At 40.7% G+C, this 21,773-nt stretch carries 18 protein-coding genes; 3 read left to right on the top strand and 15 right to left on the bottom strand.

What is annotated here, in order from left to right; all coding sequences use genetic code 11:
• Positions 1 to 54 precede the first annotated feature (54 nt).
• The gene (locus R2Q84_RS21515) at positions 55 to 459 is read left to right on the top strand and encodes a PleD family two-component system response regulator (RefSeq protein ID WP_316818667.1); all 405 of its coding nucleotides are present in this window, start codon (positions 55 to 57) and stop codon (positions 457 to 459) included.
• A gap of 47 nt (positions 460 to 506) precedes the next feature.
• On the opposite strand, the gene R2Q84_RS21510 is transcribed toward R2Q84_RS21515, so the two are convergent.
• The 9 genes from R2Q84_RS21510 to R2Q84_RS21470 all read right to left on the bottom strand — a co-directional run bounded on the left by R2Q84_RS21510 (position 507) and on the right by R2Q84_RS21470 (position 10,801).
• A complete protein-coding gene (locus R2Q84_RS21510; protein WP_316818666.1) occupies positions 507 to 908 on the bottom strand; it encodes an OsmC family protein in 402 nt (133 codons plus the stop codon).
• 89 nt (positions 909 to 997) lie between these two features.
• On the bottom strand, positions 998 to 1,582 hold the full coding sequence (locus R2Q84_RS21505) for a hypothetical protein (RefSeq protein ID WP_316818665.1): 585 nt from the start codon (positions 1,580 to 1,582) through the stop codon (positions 998 to 1,000).
• A 126-nt stretch (positions 1,583 to 1,708) separates the two neighbouring features.
• Positions 1,709 to 1,930, bottom strand: coding sequence for a hypothetical protein (locus R2Q84_RS21500; protein ID WP_316818664.1), 222 nt, complete (start codon positions 1,928 to 1,930; stop codon positions 1,709 to 1,711).
• Between the two features lie 57 nt (positions 1,931 to 1,987).
• Complete coding sequence (gene dinB, locus R2Q84_RS21495) at positions 1,988 to 3,088, bottom strand: DNA polymerase IV (protein ID WP_316818663.1); 1,101 nt, start codon at positions 3,086 to 3,088, stop codon at positions 1,988 to 1,990.
• A gap of 61 nt (positions 3,089 to 3,149) precedes the next feature.
• Positions 3,150 to 3,326: a histone H1 gene (locus R2Q84_RS21490; RefSeq protein ID WP_316818662.1), complete on the bottom strand. Its 177-nt coding sequence runs from the start codon at positions 3,324 to 3,326 to the stop codon at positions 3,150 to 3,152.
• A gap of 137 nt (positions 3,327 to 3,463) precedes the next feature.
• Entirely contained in the window at positions 3,464 to 4,339 is an 876-nt protein-coding gene (locus R2Q84_RS21485; RefSeq protein WP_316818661.1) for an RNA polymerase sigma factor RpoD/SigA, read from the bottom strand.
• 231 nt (positions 4,340 to 4,570) lie between these two features.
• The gene (locus tag R2Q84_RS21480) at positions 4,571 to 6,028 is read right to left on the bottom strand and encodes a Gfo/Idh/MocA family oxidoreductase (RefSeq protein WP_316818660.1); all 1,458 of its coding nucleotides are present in this window, start codon (positions 6,026 to 6,028) and stop codon (positions 4,571 to 4,573) included.
• Between the two features lie 29 nt (positions 6,029 to 6,057).
• The gene (locus R2Q84_RS21475) at positions 6,058 to 9,480 is read right to left on the bottom strand and encodes a family 16 glycoside hydrolase (protein WP_316818659.1); all 3,423 of its coding nucleotides are present in this window, start codon (positions 9,478 to 9,480) and stop codon (positions 6,058 to 6,060) included.
• 49 nt (positions 9,481 to 9,529) lie between these two features.
• Positions 9,530 to 10,801 (bottom strand): Gfo/Idh/MocA family oxidoreductase, encoded by a 1,272-nt coding sequence (locus R2Q84_RS21470; RefSeq protein WP_316818658.1) that lies wholly within the window; start codon positions 10,799 to 10,801, stop codon positions 9,530 to 9,532.
• 202 nt (positions 10,802 to 11,003) lie between these two features.
• Here R2Q84_RS21470 and R2Q84_RS21465 point away from each other — a divergent pair, with 202 nt between their 5' ends.
• Both R2Q84_RS21465 and R2Q84_RS21460 read left to right on the top strand, forming a co-directional pair.
• The gene (locus R2Q84_RS21465) at positions 11,004 to 11,930 is read left to right on the top strand and encodes a J domain-containing protein (RefSeq protein WP_316818657.1); all 927 of its coding nucleotides are present in this window, start codon (positions 11,004 to 11,006) and stop codon (positions 11,928 to 11,930) included.
• Between the two features lie 11 nt (positions 11,931 to 11,941).
• Positions 11,942 to 12,229, top strand: a complete 288-nt coding sequence (locus R2Q84_RS21460; protein WP_316818656.1) for a chaperone modulator CbpM — start codon at positions 11,942 to 11,944, stop codon at positions 12,227 to 12,229.
• A 6-nt stretch (positions 12,230 to 12,235) separates the two neighbouring features.
• Here R2Q84_RS21460 and R2Q84_RS21455 read toward each other — a convergent pair whose 3' ends face one another.
• From R2Q84_RS21455 to R2Q84_RS21430, 6 genes are all read right to left on the bottom strand, one after another.
• Positions 12,236 to 13,423, bottom strand: coding sequence for a thioredoxin family protein (locus R2Q84_RS21455; protein WP_316818655.1), 1,188 nt, complete (start codon positions 13,421 to 13,423; stop codon positions 12,236 to 12,238).
• Positions 13,424 to 13,448: 25 nt separating this feature from the next.
• On the bottom strand, positions 13,449 to 14,633 hold the full coding sequence (locus tag R2Q84_RS21450) for a thioredoxin fold domain-containing protein (RefSeq protein WP_316818654.1): 1,185 nt from the start codon (positions 14,631 to 14,633) through the stop codon (positions 13,449 to 13,451).
• On the bottom strand, positions 14,634 to 16,046 hold the full coding sequence (locus tag R2Q84_RS21445) for a RagB/SusD family nutrient uptake outer membrane protein (RefSeq protein WP_316818653.1): 1,413 nt from the start codon (positions 16,044 to 16,046) through the stop codon (positions 14,634 to 14,636).
• 18 nt (positions 16,047 to 16,064) lie between these two features.
• Positions 16,065 to 19,604 carry a SusC/RagA family TonB-linked outer membrane protein gene (locus R2Q84_RS21440; protein ID WP_316818652.1) on the bottom strand — a complete coding sequence of 1,180 codons (3,540 nt, stop codon included), beginning with the start codon at positions 19,602 to 19,604 and terminating at the stop codon, positions 16,065 to 16,067.
• A gap of 275 nt (positions 19,605 to 19,879) precedes the next feature.
• Entirely contained in the window at positions 19,880 to 21,040 is a 1,161-nt protein-coding gene (locus R2Q84_RS21435; protein ID WP_316818651.1) for a FecR family protein, read from the bottom strand.
• A gap of 89 nt (positions 21,041 to 21,129) precedes the next feature.
• The gene (locus tag R2Q84_RS21430; RefSeq protein ID WP_316818650.1) at positions 21,130 to 21,708 is read right to left on the bottom strand and encodes an RNA polymerase sigma factor; all 579 of its coding nucleotides are present in this window, start codon (positions 21,706 to 21,708) and stop codon (positions 21,130 to 21,132) included.
• Positions 21,709 to 21,773 lie beyond the last annotated feature (65 nt).

Below are 21,773 nucleotides of genomic sequence, written 5' to 3'. Positions count from 1 at the left end.
AAACATTTTTTTCTACTTACTTTTATGTATGGCATGTAAATGGTATAACATTTATTGGAACTAATAATACGAAAAGTGATGTCTAAAAAAATATTAGCTGTCGATGACGATCGCGAAATAGTAGATGTAATTAAAATTATACTGGAAGATGAAGGTTATGAAGTTTCGACCTTAACAACAGGAAAAAACATACTTAATGTTATCTCATCTATCAGACCGGACCTTATCCTATTAGATGTAATGCTTGGTGGAATGGACGGAAGGGAAATATGTAAATCAATTAAATCTCATGCAATCTTCAAGTACATCCCTATTGTAATGATATCAGCAAGCCACAACCTACAAAGCTTCTTAAAATTACCAGGCTCGCCAAACGACTTCCTATCAAAACCGTTTGACATTGAACACCTGTTGATTAAAGTAAAAAACCAATTATCTACTTCTGGAGGATTGTACTAATTTGAGTATTAATAGTACTAAATTGTATATAATTCTTCACAACAAACCTAACTCGTTTCAATCTTTATAGGATTACTTAAAATTTTGTGAATAGGGCATTTATCTGCAATAACCATCAAACGTTGGCGCTGATCGTCCGTAAGATCACCTACAAGGTCTATCTTCCGTGTAATTCTGGTCTCCATATTCATCTCTTCTTCTTTACAAATAGCCAGATCTATTTTAATTGCATCCAGGTTAAAATTCTTCCTGTCTGCGTACATTCTAATCGTAATGGCTGTACAACTACCCAAGCTGGCCAACAATAAGGCTCCGGGCGGCATACCTTCGTCTGTTCCCCCAATATCTTCAGGTTCATCAGCGTAAATAAAGTGCCCCCCTGAATATACTTTAGTTTTATAATGCGAACGGTCTAATTCGGTAATTGCGGTAATCTGGCTGCCTGACATATCTGTTTTTTTATTTTGTAATTTACGATTAAAACGACAAAAGGCTGAAAATGTTCCAGCCTTTTGTCGTTTTTAAGTTAAAGAAAAGATTATTCAGCCTCTCTTTTCACATATGTTTTATTACCATTTTTATTGATGTAGTATTTTCCTCCGCGCGGACCGGTTAAAATCTGCTCGCCGTTAGGACCTTTTAAACTCCTGTCAACTGTAGGTTTGTATTCTTTAACACTCGCTGCTGCAGCTGTAGTTTTTGCCTTAGCTACGGTAGCTTCTTTCTTTGCGGTGGCTGCAGATGCTGCAGCTTTTTCTTTACTGGCAGTATAACGCTTATCAGGTGTACCATCTTTTTTCAGCCCCGGAACAGATGCAGCTGCAACTTCTTTCGTTGCTGCTTTTTTTGTAGTGGTTTTTACTGTTTGTGCTTTTTCCTTAGCCACCTCCTTGGTATTGGCATAACGTTTATCAGGAGTCCCATCTTTTTTTAGCTTTACAGCTGCCGCATCTTTCTTTTCTTCAGCTTTTTTTGCATCGGCTTTAACTTTGGCAGCTTGCTTTTTTGCATCAGCCTTAGCTTTAGCAGTCTCTTGTTTAGCTGTCGAAACTGATGGGGTTTGGGCCATACTCAGGTTTACACATAAACCCAAAATAGCCAGGATTGAAAATAACTTTTTCATAGTGTTTTTAAATAAACTGGTTCCTTAAATAATAAATATTACCCATAAGGATAACACTATACAATTTAGTGTATTGCAACGAGTTTAAGAAAAAAAATATGATTATTTAAAACACCGAAAATTCAGCTACATTCTGAATCTCAGGGAAACAGATCTTCCCAACGCCTGGGCAAGTTCAGGCTCTACTTTTATGCCCCCATCATTCTGAACCCAAACATTTTTATCATCTTTCACTAAAACAATTTCCTGTCTATCAAAACTAATCCGAAGCTCAGTTGTCTCCTTATTGATAGCAGAACTATTTAATATCTCGTAAATATAGTCCGTATCCTTATATGTAATACGCATTGGCAACCCCATAATCTTATCTCTAACCGACAAAGGTAACTTAAAAAATCATATATGCTAAGGAAACAACCTGGGTTGGTAAATTTGAGATTCATTTCCCTGCAGATTGTCAAAATTAGACAAGGAGACACCTAGCAGTCTTACACTTTTCCCATTAAAATCAATCACCTTCAATAATCCCTTTGCAACATCAGTAATCTGCTCCTCCATCGTAAAACCCTCCGCAAAAGATTTACTTCTCGTGATTTGCTTAAAATCACTGAACTTAACTTTCAACGTTACCGTTCGGCCGCTTAAATGATAGGCCCTCATTCTGCTAAATACTACCCTGCCCAGCTTTTCTATCTCCATCTCCATTTCTTCAACCGTAGTCAGGTCGTACGAAAACGTATCTTCGGCACCAATTGATTTGGTTTCCTGATTGGGTTCAACAGGTCTTTCGTCTATTCCCCTCACAATTTTATAGAAAAACCTGCCACTTTTGCCAAACAAATTAGCCAACTCCGTTTCTGTTAGTTTTTTCAGATCAGCCCCGTAGTGCAAACCTCTCAATTTCATTTTCTCGGCAGTAACCTTTCCTACACCATGAAACTTTTCTACCGGCAGCTGCTCCATAAATTTCTCTACTTTAGATGGCCCGATAAAAGTCAACCCATCTGGTTTATTCATATCCGAAGCGATTTTAGCCACAAATTTATTGATAGATACACCAGCCGAAGCAGTAAGGTTCAATTCTTCTTTGATGGCCCGCTTAATTTCCCTCGCGATGTCGATGGCTGATCCTATGCCCAGCTTATCTTCTGTTACATCCAGATAAGCTTCATCTAAAGACAAAGGCTGAATAAGATCTGTGTATCGGCTAAAGATTTCCCTGATTTGCCTGGATACTTCTTTATAAGCCGGAAATCTTGGATATAAAAAGATAATATGAGGACAGAGTTTTAACGCTTGCTTAGCTGACATGGCGGAACGCACACCATATTTACGGGCTTCGTAACTTGCTGTAGCCACAACACCCCCTCTCCCTTCCGGAGAGCCTCCAACAGCAATCGCTTTTCCCAATAAATCGGGATTATCACGCTGTTCTACGGACGCGTAAAACGAATCCATATCAATATGAATTATCTTACGATGTTGCTTTTTATCTATACCGTCCATTGCTTATAAACGAGAAAGGTCCCGACAAAAGCGGGACCTTTCTAAAAATAATCAAAGAATATTATTTTGCGTTCTTTTTCTCTGTTACTTCAGCACGGATTTCTTGTGCCAGACCTTTTAAATCTTGCATTGCTTTACGTACTCTTGTACCTGCAGCACCGTTACCTGAATTATAAAATTTGTCTGCATCAGCCTCAACGCCAGCGATTAGTTCTTTCAATTTTGAAAATTTTTCCATGTTTTTCTTTCGTTTAAGATTTTAAAATATATGATATAACGCTCTAAAGTTAATAATTATTGGATTTTCACCAAATGAATTTTTATGAACAGAGACTTTTTTTTTTCGTCAGCAGTTATTTTAAGGGCATTTATCTACTATTTATTGTCGCTATCAAAGTAATATTCGGCCAAAATATGGTTGCATTTCAGCGTCAGCGTACGCTGGGCTTTATCTTTTAATTGTCTGATCCTTTCCCTGCCTAAATTGAGAAGAGGCTCCATCTCCTCCAGACTCATCTTAGGATAACCATTGATCCCATAGAAGAACATTAAAATCAACTGCTCCCTTCTAGGTAAAACACTGATCGCACGATTCAGGTCGGTAGCAAGAGAACTCTTAAAAGTAAGGTGATCGCTACCGGGAATATTTTGATCACCCACAGTATCTATTAAAGTAAAGCCGGACCCTTCATTTACAATACTGTCTAAAGAATAAGGTAGCAGAGCACCTTCCAGATAGCGGGCAACGTGATCTTCAGAAAGTAACGTATGCTCCGCTACTTCCTGACATGTAGGTACCCTTTCAAACTTTTGTTCCAATACTCCGATAGCTTTATTGATCCTGTTAATCTGTACCAACTGGTTTCCTGGTAACCGTATCAAACGCTTCTGTTCTGCAAGAGCCATTAAAATAGACTGCCTGATCCACCAGACCGCAAAAGATATAAACCTAAAGCCTCTGCTCGCATCAAAACGCTTTGCTGCTTTGATTAAACCTATATTGCCCTCGCTGATTAAATCCGCAAGTTTTAACCCGCGATCCTGATATTTCTTCGCTACAGATACGACAAATCGTAAATTACGCTTAACCAGCTCCTGTACAGCCCGTTCCTCTCCGTTACGGATCCGTAGGGTTAAAGCAACCTCCTCTTCTATACTGAGCAAGCCTATTTTACCAATTTCATTTAAATATCGTTCTATAGAATTAGAATCCCTCCGGGTAACTGATGCCAGTATTCTGAATTGCTGCATACATTAAATCAATAACATTTAACCTTCTTTCATCTCAAAGTTCGAAAGCTTAAATGACATTGGATTTGCTTAATAAAAAACCAACGTTTATCACCGTTTTTTAGTCTTTTTACCGCACAATATTAGGTTTAACCTCATATTGTCCCCTTAAATAAGAATTAAATTTTATGCAAAAAAAAGGAGGCTGATCAAATGAACAGCCTCCCCCTATCAAAAAATATAATAACTTAACTACATACCTAAGCTCCAGCCCTGGCGGTACTCGCGTTTTACAAACTGATTTACATCGTCAAAGTTCGTTACGCGGAGGTTTTCTTTATCCCAAAGGAGTTTTATATCTCTGCCCGGATATTCAAAACCTTTACCATTCGCTTTAGGTCGCTGTACATCCGTACCTCTGATGGCCAGGTTAGAAATCAAAAGCGTCTCTGTAAGCGGGCCCGCAATTTCAAATGGTGAACTCAGCTGCATCTTTCCATAACCTGCTATAGCAGCTTCTGCCCATTGCCAGTAATGACCTTCAACACCACCTTTAATCCGTTCTATTTTTTGTTTGGTATGCACTTCATTGTTGCGCGACAATGGTAGTAATCTGGGATCTGCTCCATACACACCACACATCATTTTACCTTTTGTGCCTTCAAATATCACTCCGTTTGTACCAAAAGGTTCGTTAGGTCCCAGTTCTTCCGGACGGGCAGGTTTAATTCCGCCATCCATCCAGTGGATCTGTACGTTGCCTTTCGTTTTTTTAGTCTTTTCAAATGTCATGATCACATGGCTTGAAGGCGGGCAGCTATCAGGGAAGTATCCTCGTTTAAACTCATCTACGTAAATACTACCTACACTGCATTGTACATCAATTGGTGTATCCAGTCCCAATACCCTGAAAGGTGGTTCTACCAAATGGCAGCCCATATCTCCAATTGCACCTGTACCATAATCCCACCAGCCCCTCCAGTTAAAAGGAACTAACTTTTCAATATAAGGCTTGTAAGGTGCACTACCCAACCAAAGGTCCCAATCCAGTTCTTTAGGCACTTCACCATTAGTTGAAGGCCATAAAATACCTTGAGGCCAGGAAGGACGGTCGGTCCAGCAGTAAACAGTATGGACCTTACCAATTACGCCGGCATCATACCATTCCTGCAACTGTCTTACACCATCGCCAGAAGCCCCCTGATTACCCATCTGGGTAACGACCTGGTAACGACTAGCAGCTTCAGTCAGCTTTCGTGCTTCATAAATGTCGTGCGACAATGGTTTTTCTACGTAAACGTGTTTACCCAGCTGCATAGCTGCCATAGCAATCATCGCGTGGTTATGATCAGGGGTAGAAACAACTACCCCGTCAATGTTCTTCCCATCTTTATCCAGCATTTCCCTGTAGTCTTTATAATACTTCGCTTTGGGAAAGCTTTTAATTGAATTGGCAGCTCTTCTATCGTCTACATCACATAAGAATGCAATCTCTGATTTACCACCATTATAGATACTTGCAAGGTTACTTTGTCCCTTTCCACCTACACCAACCCCGGCAACCATCAAACGGTCGCTGGGTGCTAAAAAACCTCTGCCCCCCAATACATGGCGCGGAACAATCATAAATCCTGCAGCGGCAAGCGCTGTGTTTTTAATAAAGTTTCTTCTGGAATTATTTACTGCTGAGTCTTTATGCTCATCAATCATGCTTAATTTCTTTTAGATACGATATTAAATTATTTCTTCTTACTAAGGTCTTTAACCCTGATGTTTTTGAATTGTACCGGAGAACCATGACCTAAGAAACCAATATGCCCACTATCACGTTTTAAACCCGGGTGATCCTTACCATCTAAAGCACCTTTTTTCCTCGCTTCGGTAATGTCAGCATCCAAAATTACAGTTCCGTTAAGGATCACTTTAATTTTTGGCCCTTTTACAATTACTTCCTCATAGTTCCACTCACCTACTGGTTTAAGGAAACCTCTTTTTGCAGCGGCGACACCATAAGCTGAACCATGGTACTGATAAACCTGCAAATCTTTATAGATTGGCGCTTCGCTATCTAAAATCTGTAATTCGATACCTTCATAAGCAGCATCACCTGTTAAAGGTGCCCTGATTCCTAAACCGTTGTTTGCACCTTCCGTTAACTGGAACTCAAAACGGAACACAAAATCACTGTACTCTTCTTTAGTAAATAAGTTACCACCTGATCCTTTTCCTGGTTTCGGACGGATAGCAATGTTTCCATCTTCAATAACATAATCCGTAGTATTTCCTGTCCAGTTGTGCATGTTCGTACCGTCGAACAACACTTTAAAACCTTCTTTCTTTTCCTGCGCACTTAACTCAAACGGTTTTACACGCGGAATTTCTCTGATGTAAAGATCACGGTAAGCCACCGGCGATCCGTGCGCCTGTAACTCAATTTGCTCTTCAGCAAAAATCGCCATCTTTCTATCCCAGTAGTTCTCCAGAATAACATTGTCGGTTACCAGCTGACCATTCAGATAAACAGTTACGCGGTCACCTTTCATTAAAATACGGAAGGTATTCCACTCATCCAATTTATTATCGGCTACTTTAAGTGGTTTACTTTCGTTTACCTGGTTGTTGTACAAACCACCTGATCCAACTTGCGCTCCTACTTTTACACGGGCATTGTCCCATATCTGTACTTGTGGTGCACCGCGTAAATAAATACCAGCATCACCCTCACCTTTTTTATCATCAATGATTTTCCAGTCAACCAGCATTTCGAAATCACCATATTTTTTCTCTGTAACCAGGTTATCGCCATGGATCATAAACTGCAATTCGCCGTTTATTGGTTTCCAGCTCTCACGTGCAGCCACATCAGCTTTTTCCTGCGCAGCAGCTAACGTTTTAGCATCCATTTTAGCTCTTTTCAGCGGATCGCCTACTAAACCTTTCCAACCTGTAAGATCTGTCCCATTGTACATCGATACAAAACCTTCGCCTTCTGGCATTTCTGCCAGATATTTACGCATAGCCTCGATCTGGTATCCAGCATCAGGGCCTTTAATCGTTGCGATAGTTTTATTGATCAGGCTTCTTACCAAAGCGCCATTGTAAGACTTATCAGCAAGCGCAATGTTCATCACTGCATTCGCAGCAGCTTGTTGTAATGCTGAATTATCCAGGTATTTACCTGCAAACAATAAAGAGTTTAAGCATTTTGCTGACTCGATGTCTTTTAATATTTGTTGTTGCTGAGCTGGTGTTTTCGATACTGCCATTGCATCACGCAATAACAATAATCTTTGCTCAGGTTGATATTTAGAACTTCTTACCAAACGTAAATAACCATCAATCGCCTGATTTACATAATCGGCATTAGCCGGCTGACGGGCAATTTTAATCAGTTCATCTTTTGCCTCAGCATCTGCCCATGAAGAAAGTGCAGTAACGGCAGCTTTTTTAGTGGATTCATTACCTGCAGCAAATGCTTCAGAAACTGCTTTTAAAGATTTGCTTCCACCTAAACTTGCCAGCACTTTATAAAACAATTCTTTTTTATCAGCTGATGCGCCAGCCATCTGCTGTAACACCATATCAACCTGCTCATCTGTATTTTTAGTCTCTTTTAATGCTGCGATAATGGCATCCTGAACTTTTACAAGTTCTGCCTGATCAGCAGTTTCATTTAGCAAAGTAAACAATTGAGGAAGGTTTTCGCTTGTAACTGTCTGTTTAAGTGCAGCAAAGGCTGCCTTTTTAACCTCAGTGTTTTTATTTTTCAGCTGCCCCGTTATAGTACTTAACTGTGCATTTGCAGCTCTTGAAGCCAATACATTGATTAACGCTACCTGAACTTCTGGTTTTGCTTTAGGAATGAATGCAGCTACAGCTGGAGTAATTCCTTCACCCTTCATCCTTAAAATGGTACCAGAAATAGCCGAAATATCCTCAGCACTACCTTTACCCATTACTTTAAGCAGATCACCAATAATTTTTTCACCACCAATTTTACCGGCAGCATCAAGGGCAGCTGCTTTTACAGCAGCATCTTTGCTTTTAAACAAGCTGGTAACAGCTGGAAGTACTGACTCTATTTTAGAATCGCCAAGCATATTTAAAATAGCTACCTGTGTTGCAGGGTCTACTTTAGCAATCTTTTTAGCCCATTGACCGGCAGTTTCCGGTGTGATGTTTGACAAAGCAAGCTTTAATGCTGCTGCACGATATTGAAATTGTTTATCGTTCATTGCAGCCAACAGGTATTCATCACTTTGTGCTTTACTGAAATCGGATACCAATTTCAATGCAGCAGTACGAACATGAACCTGATTGTCGGCAATTGCTTTAGTAAGCAGTTTCTTTCCGATTTCATTAGCGGCAGCTTTATCGCCATTTTTCATCAATTGCTCCGCATAACGCATGTAAGCACCAACTGCATCCGTTTTTTCATACTGAAATCCACTTTTTTCAGCAGCCGCTGCTAAAACACCTTCCGAAGCAGGGTCAGCAATATTTGCCAGGGCGTACAATGCCATTTTAGCCAGATCGTTACCGCCTGTAGTTAAAGTAGCTAGTGCAGTAGTAGCAGCTTTATAACGACTATCGCCAAGCCCTTCTACCACAGAAATTTTTGCAGCACCATTAGCTTTGTCTAAAGCAGCCAATAAAGCAGCTTTAGCAGCAGGGGTGTTGATTTTAACCAATGCTCTTACCGCAGGGTCTGCAAGTTGGGCATCTGTTAAATAAGGTTGAATGCTGGAAACAGCATCGTTTTTACCAACCAGTTCCAGCTGACTAAGAATGAATGATTTATTCTGTTTATCAGATAGTTTACTTAAGGCCTTACAATAAGCGCTTTCGCTCATTTTTCTTGAAGCCTCTTGTCCTGGCTGGGTTACATAACCTGTAAAACCGCCTATAGCGTATTCAAGCAATGCATTGTTTCCTTTTCCAGGTGCCGTTAATCCACTGATCAGGGTCAGATAGCCATCTTCTCCCATCATGGCAATTTCCTGCATGTTGTCTTTTAATTGCTTAGCATCCTTTGCTGGCAATTGAGCTAATAAATCTGCTATACGGGTAGTTATAGTACGCTCGTCAGCTTTACCCTGCGCAAAAACGTTGCCTTGCAACAATACAACCGCAAACAGGATAAATAATATCTTTTTTATCATTATCGTATGGATAAAATGTTTTATTTAAATTATTAAAAAATGAAAATTATCAGATGGTAAACGGTGCGCGCATTACCGGGTTTATCAACCTGTTAGCACCTTCATCGTCAATAAACTCTTGTTTAACCGGATCAAATTTCAGGTTACGACCTAAACGTAAAGCGGCAAGCCCGATATTGATGATGTTACAAGAACGGTGACCGTTTTGCTCATTTAATGCAAAAATCTGTCTTGTTCTAACCGACTCCGAGAAGTCCGTCATTTGCGGTGCCGGATCAGGGAAGGCAGCAAGCTTACGATCCAGATCAGGGATATCTGATTTAAAACCAGGATAAAGTTTCCCTTTTGGCCCTTCAATATATGGAACGTTGGCATCTTTAGCCTCTCCATCTAAGATAATCTGGCAACCATCAGCATAAGTATAAGTTATTCTTCTCCAAATACCTACTGCATCAGTATGTTGCTGAGGTGCATCAATTTCAACAGATACAGGACTGGTATCATCTTTACCTAAAAAGTACTGAATCGGATCCAGGTAATGTTGTCCCATATCACTTAACCCACCACCATCATAATCCCAATATCCGCGGAATGTAGAATGAACACGGTGTGTGCTATATGGTTTGTAAGGTGCAGGACCTAACCATGAATCGTAATCCAATTCGGCAGGAACCGGCTCAGGTGGCAAATTGTCTTTACCTACCCAGAAAAACTTCCAGTCATAACCAGTGTGCCTGCTTACTGTAACCTTTAAAGGCCAACCCAGCAAACCACTATCAACCAATTTTTTCACAGGTTTAACGGTAGTACCTAAACCATAAAAAGTATCTTTAAATCTAAACCAGGTATTCAATCTGAACATACGGCCGTTCTGTTTTACGGCCTCCATTACTCTTTTACCTTCACCAATGGTGTGGGTCATTGGTTTTTCGCACCAGATGTCTTTACCTGCGTTAGCAGCATCAACAGACATGATACCATGCCAGTGCGGCGGTGTTGCAATGTGTACAATGTCAACTTCCGGAAGCTTAATCATTTCCCTGTAATCACTAAAGGTTTTTACTCCCTTGTCTAACATTGGTAATGACATCGCAATATGCCTTTTATCTACATCGCAAATAGCAACCACCTGGGTACCGTCATACGGAAAGTGGTTTCTACCCATTCCACCAACGCCGATTACGGCTTTGGTTAGCTTATCACTAGGCGCCAGAAATCCTTGTCCACCTAAAACATGTCGGGGTACAATGGTAAATGCGGCCAGTCCTACCGCAGTTTTGGTAATAAAGTCTCTTCTTGAGCTTGGTTGGTTAGGTTTCATATATACTTAAATGTGTGTTATATATTTTGATTTGGTTAGTTTTTATGGTTTTATATAGTTGAGCGTAAAACAATCCAGGTATATAGACTGTAATACTATTAGAATACACACGTTCCCATAGGATTATCTTTTTCAAATTTATTATTATTATTTAAAAAACATAGTTATTGTCCGTACTTAATTAAAATTATCCATAACTACTATGGCATTTATTGATTATTATAAAATTCTAGGGATTGAAAAAACAGCATCTCAGGATGACATTAAAAAAGCCTACAGGAAACTGGCCAGGAAATATCACCCGGATTTGAATCCTAACGACAAAGAAGCAAATAAGCAATTCCAGCAAATCAATGAAGCCAACGAGGCCTTAAGCGACCCGGAAAAGCGTAAAAAATATGATGAGTATGGGGAACATTGGAAACATGCCGATCAGTTTGAACAGCAAAAACAATCGCAGGGAGAACACGCTACTTATCAGGGAACCGGAAATCCTTTTGGAAGCTCCTCTTCTGGTGGATATACCTCGGATGATTTTGGAGGTGGCGATTTCTCTGATTTTTTTGAATCGATGTTTGGTACAGCTGGTGGTCGCCGACAGGGGCGCGGACAAGTAAAATATAAAGGGCATGATTACCAGGCGGAATTGAAACTTAACCTGATGGATGCCTATACCACACACAAACAGACTTTAACCGTAAATGGTAAAAACCTGCGCATTACTATTCCTGCCGGAATTGCTGACGGGCAAATCATAAAACTAAGCGGTCAGGGTGGCCCCGGGCAGAACGGCGGCCCTAATGGCGACCTATATATCACTTTTAACCTTGTTGAACATCCAGTATTTAAAAGGTTAAATGACGACATATACGTCAACAAAGAGATCGATCTATTTACCGCGGTGTTAGGCGGAGAAGTTACTGTCGATACACTTGATACTAAAGTGAAGCTTAAAGTTTCAGCTGGTACGCAAAACGGGACTAAGGTAAGACTAAAAAACAAAGGCTTCCCTGTTTACAAAAAGGATGGACATTTCGGCAACCTATATATTACTTATACAGTTAAAGTTCCAACCGAGTTAACCGACAAACAAAGAGAATTATTTGAAGAACTACGGAAACTTTATTAAAAAAAGGAATTATGGAAAGAGATTTAATTGCAATCACAGAATATTGCATCAGATACGACATCGAACCTTCATTTATCGATTCTTTAGAAGAAACGGGAATTATCCTCCTGACCAATATTGATCAGGAGAAATTTATCCGTATGGAACAGTTACCGGAAATAGACCGGTACATTCATTTTCATTATGACCTGCAAATCAACATTGAAGGTATCGACGCCATCAGGCATTTGCTAAACAAGGTGAGCAGCATGCAGGAAGAAATCCAGCAACTGAAACAACAGCTGGCTGTTGGTAAATAGCCAGCTTTAATAAGCAGCTTCTTCAATTTCTTTTTTCAGCATTTCCGCACGTTCATCATAACCATTTTTTTCCTGCCTGCATTGCGCGATAGATATATTTATATACTTTATTGCCATCGGCTTATTTTTTAAACTTTTGTATACCATAGCCAGTGAAGCATTATTGATAAAATTATTGTTTAACGCCAAGGCCCGTTCAGCCCAACCTTTTACAATCAATAGGTTTTTCTCACTTTTCACCAGTCTTGAACCGCCGCCCAGGACATTACTGATCCGCAGATCGTCGTTGTAATAATAGGTTTCAACCAGTTTCTTCGCATTTAACACATAGTTGTCCTCATCCTCCGCACGCAGGTAAAAATCTGTATCGAAGCCAAGCTCCTCTTTCGGACTTAACTCCACCCTGGTCTTTAACAACGCTTTCGCATGCTGGTAATCACTCAATGTTTTATAAGTCTTGTACCAAACCTTCAATTGAAACTCGTCCAGATAAAGTTTTTTTATATAGCCGTCCAGTTTATCCTTGCCCACAGCAGCGCCAAAGCCATCGCGGTGCTGCTCAATGTATTTAAAACCTTTGCTATCCGTATTTCTAACCTGGTTTACAATTAAATCATATGTTCTGGCATCAACTTTCGCTACTTTTTCCAGGTAAATATCAAATACCTGATCTCCCGCAGCTTCATCACCTCTCGTTTTTACCATCAACAGATAAGCATACAGCTCGTCATTGCTCAATTCAGATTTGGCAAATCCAGCCTTCAGCTTTTCATAATCACCCTGTGGCAGCAGAGCCGCCTTTCCGTGCCCAATGAATTCTGTAACCCCGGTAGATCCAACAAACTTATGCATCACCTCCCCTTTGTAATTGATATAGGCTAAAGTAGGATAACCACTAATCCCGTACTGTTTAGCGATGGCCGGCCCTTCCCCCTTCTCCGCATCAATCTTAACCGCAATAAAGTTGGCATTGTAAAAATCGCCTACTTCTTTTTGCGGAAAGACTTCCTTACTCATCATTTTACAAGGGCCACACCAGTCGGTATAGAAATCAATAAAAATAAGTTTGTTCTTAGCCTTAGCCATTTCTTTTACTTCGGCCAGACTACTGTGTTGAAATGTTATGCCTTGTGCGTAAGCAGTACCAAGCTGACTTCCAACCAGACATATTAATATATATAAGTACTTTTTCATGATGTTTTTATTTATAGGATTTTGTTTACGGCTTTTTTAAAATTTGTTGTTTAAACTGATCAATCTGTTCTACTTTACCATCATCGTCTCTTTTTGATGCAGCAATACTCAGGTCAATGTATTTTAAAGCATTGTTTTTATCGTTTAAGCGATCATAAATCATGGCTAAACCAAAGTAATTTAAAGCGTTATCCTTCAACGATACCGCCATTTCCGCCCACTTTTTAAACTGTCGCAGATGCTCTTCCTTTTTAATAAGATAAGCTTCGCCAAGAATCATACTCAACTCTTCATCATTATGATAACTATATTTCTTCACCAGCATACTGGCTTTTTCCATGTAATGATCTTCATCTTTCGCATTGCTGTAAAAAGACTTATCTATTCCCAATTCTTCTTTTTCCGTAAGGCTAACCTTTTGTTTCAAAGCCGCTTTCGCAGCCAGGTAACGTTCCAAAGGTTCGTTCTTACCATAGTAAAAAAACTGAGCAGACAATTCTTTTAGCAGTATACCCTTCAGATAGGCATCGGTTTCTTTTTTTCCCGCTAAGCGATAAAACTCATTTTTGTGCGACTGCAGGTATTTAAAAGTAGCTGAATTGCTGGAACTCACATATTCCTTCATCAGTTCCAAAACATCCTTTCCGGGCCTGTTGATGTATTTGAAGTAGCGGTCAAATGCCTCATTTACCCCCTTTATATCGTCCTTCGCCTTCAGAATGATGATATAGCGAAACAGATCGTTCTTTTCCAGTTCGTCTTTAGCATACAGGTCTTTCAGGCGTTCATAATCTTCCTGCGGGTTTAGCGCGATCTTTCCATGTTTAATCAGTTCTTCCGCAGTTTCAGCACCCGTTGTCCGGTAAAGCTGTTTACCTTCCGCATCTGTAAAAATTAAAGTCGGATAACCTGAAGGGCGATAGGTTTTAGCCAATACAATTCCCTCCCCTTTTTCCGCGTCAACCTTTACATTCATAAAATGCTTGTTATAAAATGCCCCTGCTGCCGGCAAAGGAAAAACCTCCATAGCCATTTTCTTACATGGCGCACACCAAACCGTATAAAAATCTAAAAATATCAGTTTATTTTCTTGTTTCGCCCGGGCCTTAATTTCGGCCCAGCTACCATGGTTAAATTCAATTCCCTGGGCACAAAGCTTCCCTACCGAACCTGTAATCAGGAACAGCATCATTATATATCTTTTCATCATTTATCTTTGATTTTGTATCATTCCCTTGTTGTTGTTCACTACCTTAGGTGGAATCGGGTATACATAACGGTTGCTTCCCGGCGCCAATGTTAGCTGTTGTGTTTTAAGCGGATGCGTTATTGTCTTAGCAAACTTCGGATCGGCATTTAATCTTTTCAGGTCAAAAAGACGGAATCCCTTTGCGAACAGTTCTCTTCTGCGTTCCTCCAAAATAAGCGATAGTGCGGCCTCATCATTCCCGGCTGCCAGTGTGGTATAATCAGCTGTCCTGAACCTAAACTTGCGCAACTGGTTCACTACCGCCAGACCATCCTGTCCATGTTGTGTCCTTGCCAGGCATTCCGCTTTAATCAGCATCATTTCAGGCACAGTCGGCCCTTCCTGTATCGTTCCAGACTTAGTTTCAAAAGGTGCCCAATAGGCATGATAAGTTCCCGGGTTTTCAAAAAGGCCGACAGGATCACCTGTTGCCGGCACCTCATAAGTAAAAAAATGTCGTCTAAGATCTTTCGTACCCAATACATTCAGTAATTCAGGACTAAGCGGTAAGTTTTCACCCCCGTTAAAACTCACTTTAATAAAGATAACCTCAGCGTTATCCTGGCTCTGCGGTAAACTAAAACCATCCATCCAGCCCATTGGCCCGCTACCAGTGTAATAAGGATTCAGGTCAAAAACGGCTGACTGTAAACCCAGGCATAAATTGGCATTGGTCAGTGCAGCCTGATAATTGCCCATCTGTAAATAAGTACGTGCCAGCAAAGCATACGCAGCAGCCTTCGATGTGTAATTCTTAACCCGGGGCAGTGGTACCAGGTCTGCCACCCCAGCTTCCAGATCACTGACAATCAAACCGTATACCTCAGCTACACTCGCCCGTTTCAATACCTGGGTATAATCCGGTTCAATAAGTAAAGGTACACCTGGTTCTGTTGCCGCACTTGCGGGTGCATACTGCTTTGCATACATATTAACCAACCCGAAATAAGCATAAGCCCGGTGTACTTTGGCCGCGGCAATCAATTCCGTTTTCGGTTTTTCATCCCCGCCCTTTATTTCTGAAATTCCCTGGATGATTACGTTTGCCGTATAAATCTGTTTATAATAAAGGTTCCATTCCGGATCGTCCTCATTAGCCTGATAAAACTGTTCCGTCCATTTGTAAATCATCAGGTTCGATTCCTGAAATCCATCAATCAGGTTATCATCCAGCATGGCAATGTCATCGGTTACAAAATCTGTAGTGCCATGCGAGAGATTAAATACCGCATCATTATTTAACAATAATTTATAGTCATCAATTGTTTTAGGGATTACCCTGCCCTGAGGTTCAAGTTCTACGAATTTCCTGCAGGAGCTTACAGAAAGCACCAATAGCAACAGTAACGAATAACAATATCTATAGTTGTACATAGTTTTCAAGATTAAGGTTTAAAATGTGGCTTTAATACTAAATACAAATGATTTAGAGGGTGGCAGAACTGAGGATCTGAGGGCATCAAGGTAGTCGGGATCTATCCCTTTCTTATTTGCTGTCCATAACGCCAGATTTCGTCCCGTGACACTAACGTTCAGCGCCTGAAAAGCATTCCATTTTAGCTGGCCCACCGGGATGTTGTAGGCAAGTGAGATATCCCTAAAACGCACATAGCTGGCATTTTCCACAAAATAATCACTATTGATGTAACGATAAGTACCGGTATGTAAAGGATCTATTGCCGGGGTATTTGTTTTCAGTTCATCTCCCGAAACCCTCCATCGCATAGCCAGATCAGAATGAGCGACCCTGGTATAAGGAAGTTCAAAAACCTGATCTGTGGTCGTCCGCATAAACTTATGCCCCGCTTTAAAAGTCAACAAGGTATACAGTTCAAAATTTTTATACCTGAAAGTATTGGCGAAACCTCCGAAATATGGCGGTGTCGTATTACCCTGGTAAACTACGGCATTAATATCTTTCTCGTCAAAAGTATTCAGATCAGCCAATATCTTTTCACCTTTACCATTGTAAATCATGGCATTTCCATTCTCATTAAGGCCGGCAAACCGGTAAGTATACAAACTACCAAGCTGCTGCCCCTGAATCGGATTTTCCGGCCTGATATAGTATTGCGTAGTTTGTTGCTGGAAATAGGCTTTGGCCACTTTGTTTTTATTGAAGGAAACACTCAGTGAAGGTGTCCAGCTAAACACACTACTGTTAAACACTTTGGCATTCAGCTCAATATCGACCCCTCTGCCGGTCATTTCCAGCTGGTTTGCTCTAAGTGAAGTGAAACCAAAAGTAGGATCAATCTCTACCGGGCCCAGCAAATCCAGACTCTTTCGCCAGTAGGCATCTATTGTACCATTTATTCTGTAATTGAACAAAGAGAAATCTGTTCCAAGATTAAATGTCCGCACGCGTTCCCATCTCAGTTGTGGGTTTGCCGGGTTGGTAATGCTGGCATAAGGATCCGCATTGATAGGATCGATGCCCGATTGCTGCATCGTCAGATAAGGAGAAGTTTCTTTGTTTAAGTTACCGTTATAGCCTACTGTAGCTCTAAAATTTAACTTAGAGAGCCATTTCGCAGGCACCATAAATTCCTCTTCATTGGCACGCCACAATCCACCCAGCGACCATAAAGGAACCGTACGGAATTCATTATCGGCCCCAAACAAATTGGAATCATCCTTACGGAAGCTTCCTGAGAGCGAATAGCGGTTCTTATAAGTATAAGTAAAATTTCCGAAGACAGAGGCATACCTGTCCTTCCTGTTCATCACATTTTGTGGATATGGAATCTTTACATTGCCATCAGCGGTTTTGTAAGTCTGGAAAAAATTAACCGCTGTTGAGCTCAACAACCTGTCATCGTAGCCATAAAGCGTATTCCCATATCCGGAGGTTAACGTTTGTCTCAGCTCTGCACCTACAATTGCATCTAAACGGCCTGCTGATTTAAGATCAGGATTAAAATTAAGTTGCCCCCTGATGTTATAATTGTTCTGCTCCACATCGTCCAGATTCAATATACCTCCTACCGGAATACCTCTGACATGGGTATCCGTGGTGGTAAACCTGTTGATCAGATCCCTGGTGGTATAAGTATTCTCGTTATAAAAGTTCCTGGTTTTCGTAAATGATCTTTCCGTCATATACTTCAGATCCACACTCATCCAGGGCATCGTTTTATAATTTACCCCTCCGGTTAAGCGATAAGCAACAGATCTGTTTGTATTATCAGCCCCTGCCAGTTCATCCAGGTAATTGTATTTCCAGGGAAGATATCCTTTGTTTTGAAGAGAGTCAAGCGTACGGGCATTGGTTTTATAAGAGAAATTCACACCACTTCCACTGGCATCAACCAACTGGTCATAAGGCAACAAGGTATTGGTACCTGGCTGTGTTCCTCTAAGACCTATCCCATTGTTTTTCTGTTTTAATAAAGTGATAAAAGTTTCGGCAGAAACAGTAAGCTTCGGTGTGATTTTAGTTTCATTGCTAAAGCTGATCACCATCCGGTTATTGTAATCGCCTTTACTATTGGTACGCTCGTCGTTGTAGGCGGCCGACAGGTAATTCCTGGTGATCGCTGAACCACCACTAACACTCAGGGTGTGCTGCTGTGCAAAAGGAGATTGCAAAAGATACTGCTGATATTGATTGTTCACATTAAGCTGACTTAAGCGCTGCGTTTCAGCGATGTACTGTTGCTGGCTAATCGTACCCTTTTTAAGTTGCAGGGCTAAGTCCGCGCCTGGTGTTAAAGGTTGCGGGTAAAGCGACATGGCCAATTTTTGAGCGGGCAGCAAACCTTTGTCCACCATCTCCTTCTCATAATCCAGATACTGTTCAGCATTCAGTACCTTTCTATAATCCAGTCTTGGTCGGCCGGTAAGGTTAAAATTACTGGAATAACTCACCACCGCCCTGTTGGAATAAGTTCCTTTTTTAGAAGCGATAACAATTACCCCGTTTGCCGCCCTTACGCCCCAGATACTGGCTGCCGCGGCATCTTTCAAAACAGTAATGCTTTCTACATTATCAGGATTGATGTTTACCAGATCCAGTTCTGTAGGAAACCCATCTAAAACAATAAGTGGCTTTTTCTCTGAATTTATGGTTGATGTTCCCCTGATGGTAAAATTGTCCCTGTTGGTGGTCAGGCTCCTATCCGGTGTCCCTACATTGATCAGTAACCCAGATGTGGTGCCCTCCAACCGCTCCAACAAACCAGGGGCTACCTTTTTACCTAGTTCTTCAGCGGTGATAATGCCATACGATCCGGTCGCGCTTTCTTTTGGGATACGCTGATACCCGGTACTATAACTTACATTCACTTCTTCCAGCTCACTACGTGCAGCTAACAGCACCACCTTTAAAGGCATCTTTTTACCTATGATAGAAACTTCCTGTGTTTTGTAACCGATATAAGAAAATACCAATACTAAATTATCTTCAATATCAGAGAAGGTAAATACCCCGTCCGACCCGGTGATTACAGATTTGGTACTACCTTTAATTTTTACTGTTGCGCCCGGTAAAACATTTCCATCTTCGTCGAACACCCTGCCATATACATCAATCTTTTGAAATCGGGCCAGCAGGTTATCTATAAAAGTCGGCGTTTTCTTTTCAATCACCACAAAATTATCTTTGATGGAATAACTTAAATCCTGATTCCTGAACAAGGTACCCAGGACGTCGGGAAGACTCGCATTTTTAACCTCAATATTTACCCTTTTCGCATTTTTTATCAGCTTAAAATCAAACAGAAAATCATAGCCCGTCTGGTTTCTCAGTTTTTCTATTACGGTAGATAGTGTCGCGTTATTTTCTTTTAATGTTATCTTCTGTGCAAATCCCGCAGCGGTAACCTGCATCAGACTCGCTATCATCATTACAACCACTAGTTTCATAATCAGTAGTAATTTAGGCGGAAGCCACATATGCGGCACACCCAGGTTAAAAGCATTCGTTTTCATACTTTCGTCGTTGTTTGTATTCAAACTTAAGCGGTCGACGACAGACCCTTAATATTGCTTTGTTGCACAATATTACCTAAGTTTGAATTGGTTTGAGTTGATACTTATTGATTCACATGATATATTCTCCCTGGTCCGTTTACGGATTGGGAAGGTTGGCTCAAACTGTTCCGGGTAGTGTTGGTAGCACTTCCCGGTTTTTCAACCAGCCTTTAAGCCTGCCGCTAAATTTGTAACTGTCTTTTCATATCTTTTGGTTTATTTTTGATTTAGGTTTATTCTTTTTCTTTATTGCTCAACACGGTGAGTTGTCTTCCCGTTATTTTAAATTTAACCTGACCTGTTTTTTCCATCCGCTCCAGCACGGCAAACAGGTTTCTTGATCTGGATACATAACCACCAAATGTTGCATCCATTGGCGCATCATTTGAATAAAGGACCTCTACATCATACCATCTGGATATTTTCCGCATAATGCTTTCCAGGTTCTCGTCCCTGAACACAAATACCCCATTTTTCCATGCAACAACCTGTTCCACGTCCACTGTTGAAGTACTTAAATTAGTGCCGGACATTAATACAGCCTGCTCCCCAGGTTTCAATATCATCTCCGCTTTCAACGCAGTCACTTTTACACTTCCTTCCAGCAATGTTGTTTTACTATCCCTTTCATCGGTATAACTGTTCAGGTTAAAATGTGTGCCCAGCACTTCAATCTGCTGATTTTTACTCTCTACAATAAATGGCATTCTTGTCCCTTTATCCTTATTCAGCACCTTCGCTACTTCGAAATAGGCTTCGCCATTCAACTTCACTTTCCGTACCTTGTTTCCATCTTTTAAAATGGTGTTATAGCTTAAGCTGGAAGCTGCGTTGAGCCATACTTTTGTACCATCAGGCAACTGCACCTGGTAGGTTCCACCACGCGGTGTAGTCAGCTGTATCTGTTCCGTTCCCGCCAAATTCCCGTTGCTGTTTCCATCCGGAATTAAGCTCCCATCATTGTAAGCCAATTGCTCCGCACCTATTACTACCCCACTCTTGGCATCGCTAAGATTTATTGTCTTACCATTGGCCAATGTAAGTGTCGCTCTGTTTGCGCCAGGCAATATACTTTGCGCGGTAATGATATCTTTATGATTTGTAGTGACTGAAGATTGATAAAACCAGATTCCCGCAGCTACAGTTACAATTATTGAAGCAGCCACCGCAATACGACTCCATAATTTATTGACTTTAGCGATGGGTTTTTCCTGCCCGGCTATAATGTTCGACCACATATCCTGGCCAATCTGATCCAGTTGCGGCTCATTATATTCCACACTTTCTTTATGATTCAAGTAGTGCAGCCAATATTTAGCAACCGCTTCTTCTTCCGTGCTATAAGTCCCCGATCTGATCTTTTCCAGTATTGCTTTTAATTCTTCCCTTTGCATATTAAAACGGGGATAATATTCCCGATCTATAATAAAGGCGATTCAGAAATACCGATTAGGTAGATGATTCTGAAAAAAAGTTAAAAAACTTAAGAATTCAAGATATACAGCACATAAATTACGACGCCCAATTTCACTTTGAGGTACTTCATGGCATTTTTAAGTTGTGTAGAAACGGTATGTTCTGATATACCTAACTGTTCGGCAATCTGTTTCGTACTGAGGTAACTTTTACGTTTTAGTTCATAAACCTCGCGCATCCGGGCAGGCATAGCCGCAATTTCCCGCTCAATAATAGCGGCTATTTCTTTTTCCCGGATCAGGTAGTCTGTTTCAACGCTATCCACATCTATAGCCAGGTCCGTTCTTTCAATATACTGACGGATGATGTCTTTGTGTTTAAAAATATCAAAGACCTTGTTCAGTACCGATTTATACAGGTAACCAGATAGAGTTGTTTTTAAGGTTAAGGTTTCCCTGTTCTTTAACATCCATAAAAAAACATCCTGTACTACATCTTTCGCTTCTTCTTCATTTCTTAGCTTTTTAAATGCATAAAGAAACAAGAGTTTATCGTAGCGCTGATAAATTTCTTTAAAGACTGCATCATTCCCCGACCTTAAAAGGCTGGCCAAATCATCATCAGCAAGAATCCTGTAGTCGATCATTTTATAAATCTCCCCAAAATATTTCCAGGGGAAGCAGAGCCAATGTTAAAGAAAATTTTTGGATT

The sequence above is a fragment of the Pedobacter nyackensis genome, assembly GCF_032678475.1.
GTDB lineage: Bacteria > Bacteroidota > Bacteroidia > Sphingobacteriales > Sphingobacteriaceae > Pedobacter > Pedobacter nyackensis_A.
This window is presented reverse-complemented; position numbering and strand designations above follow the sequence as displayed.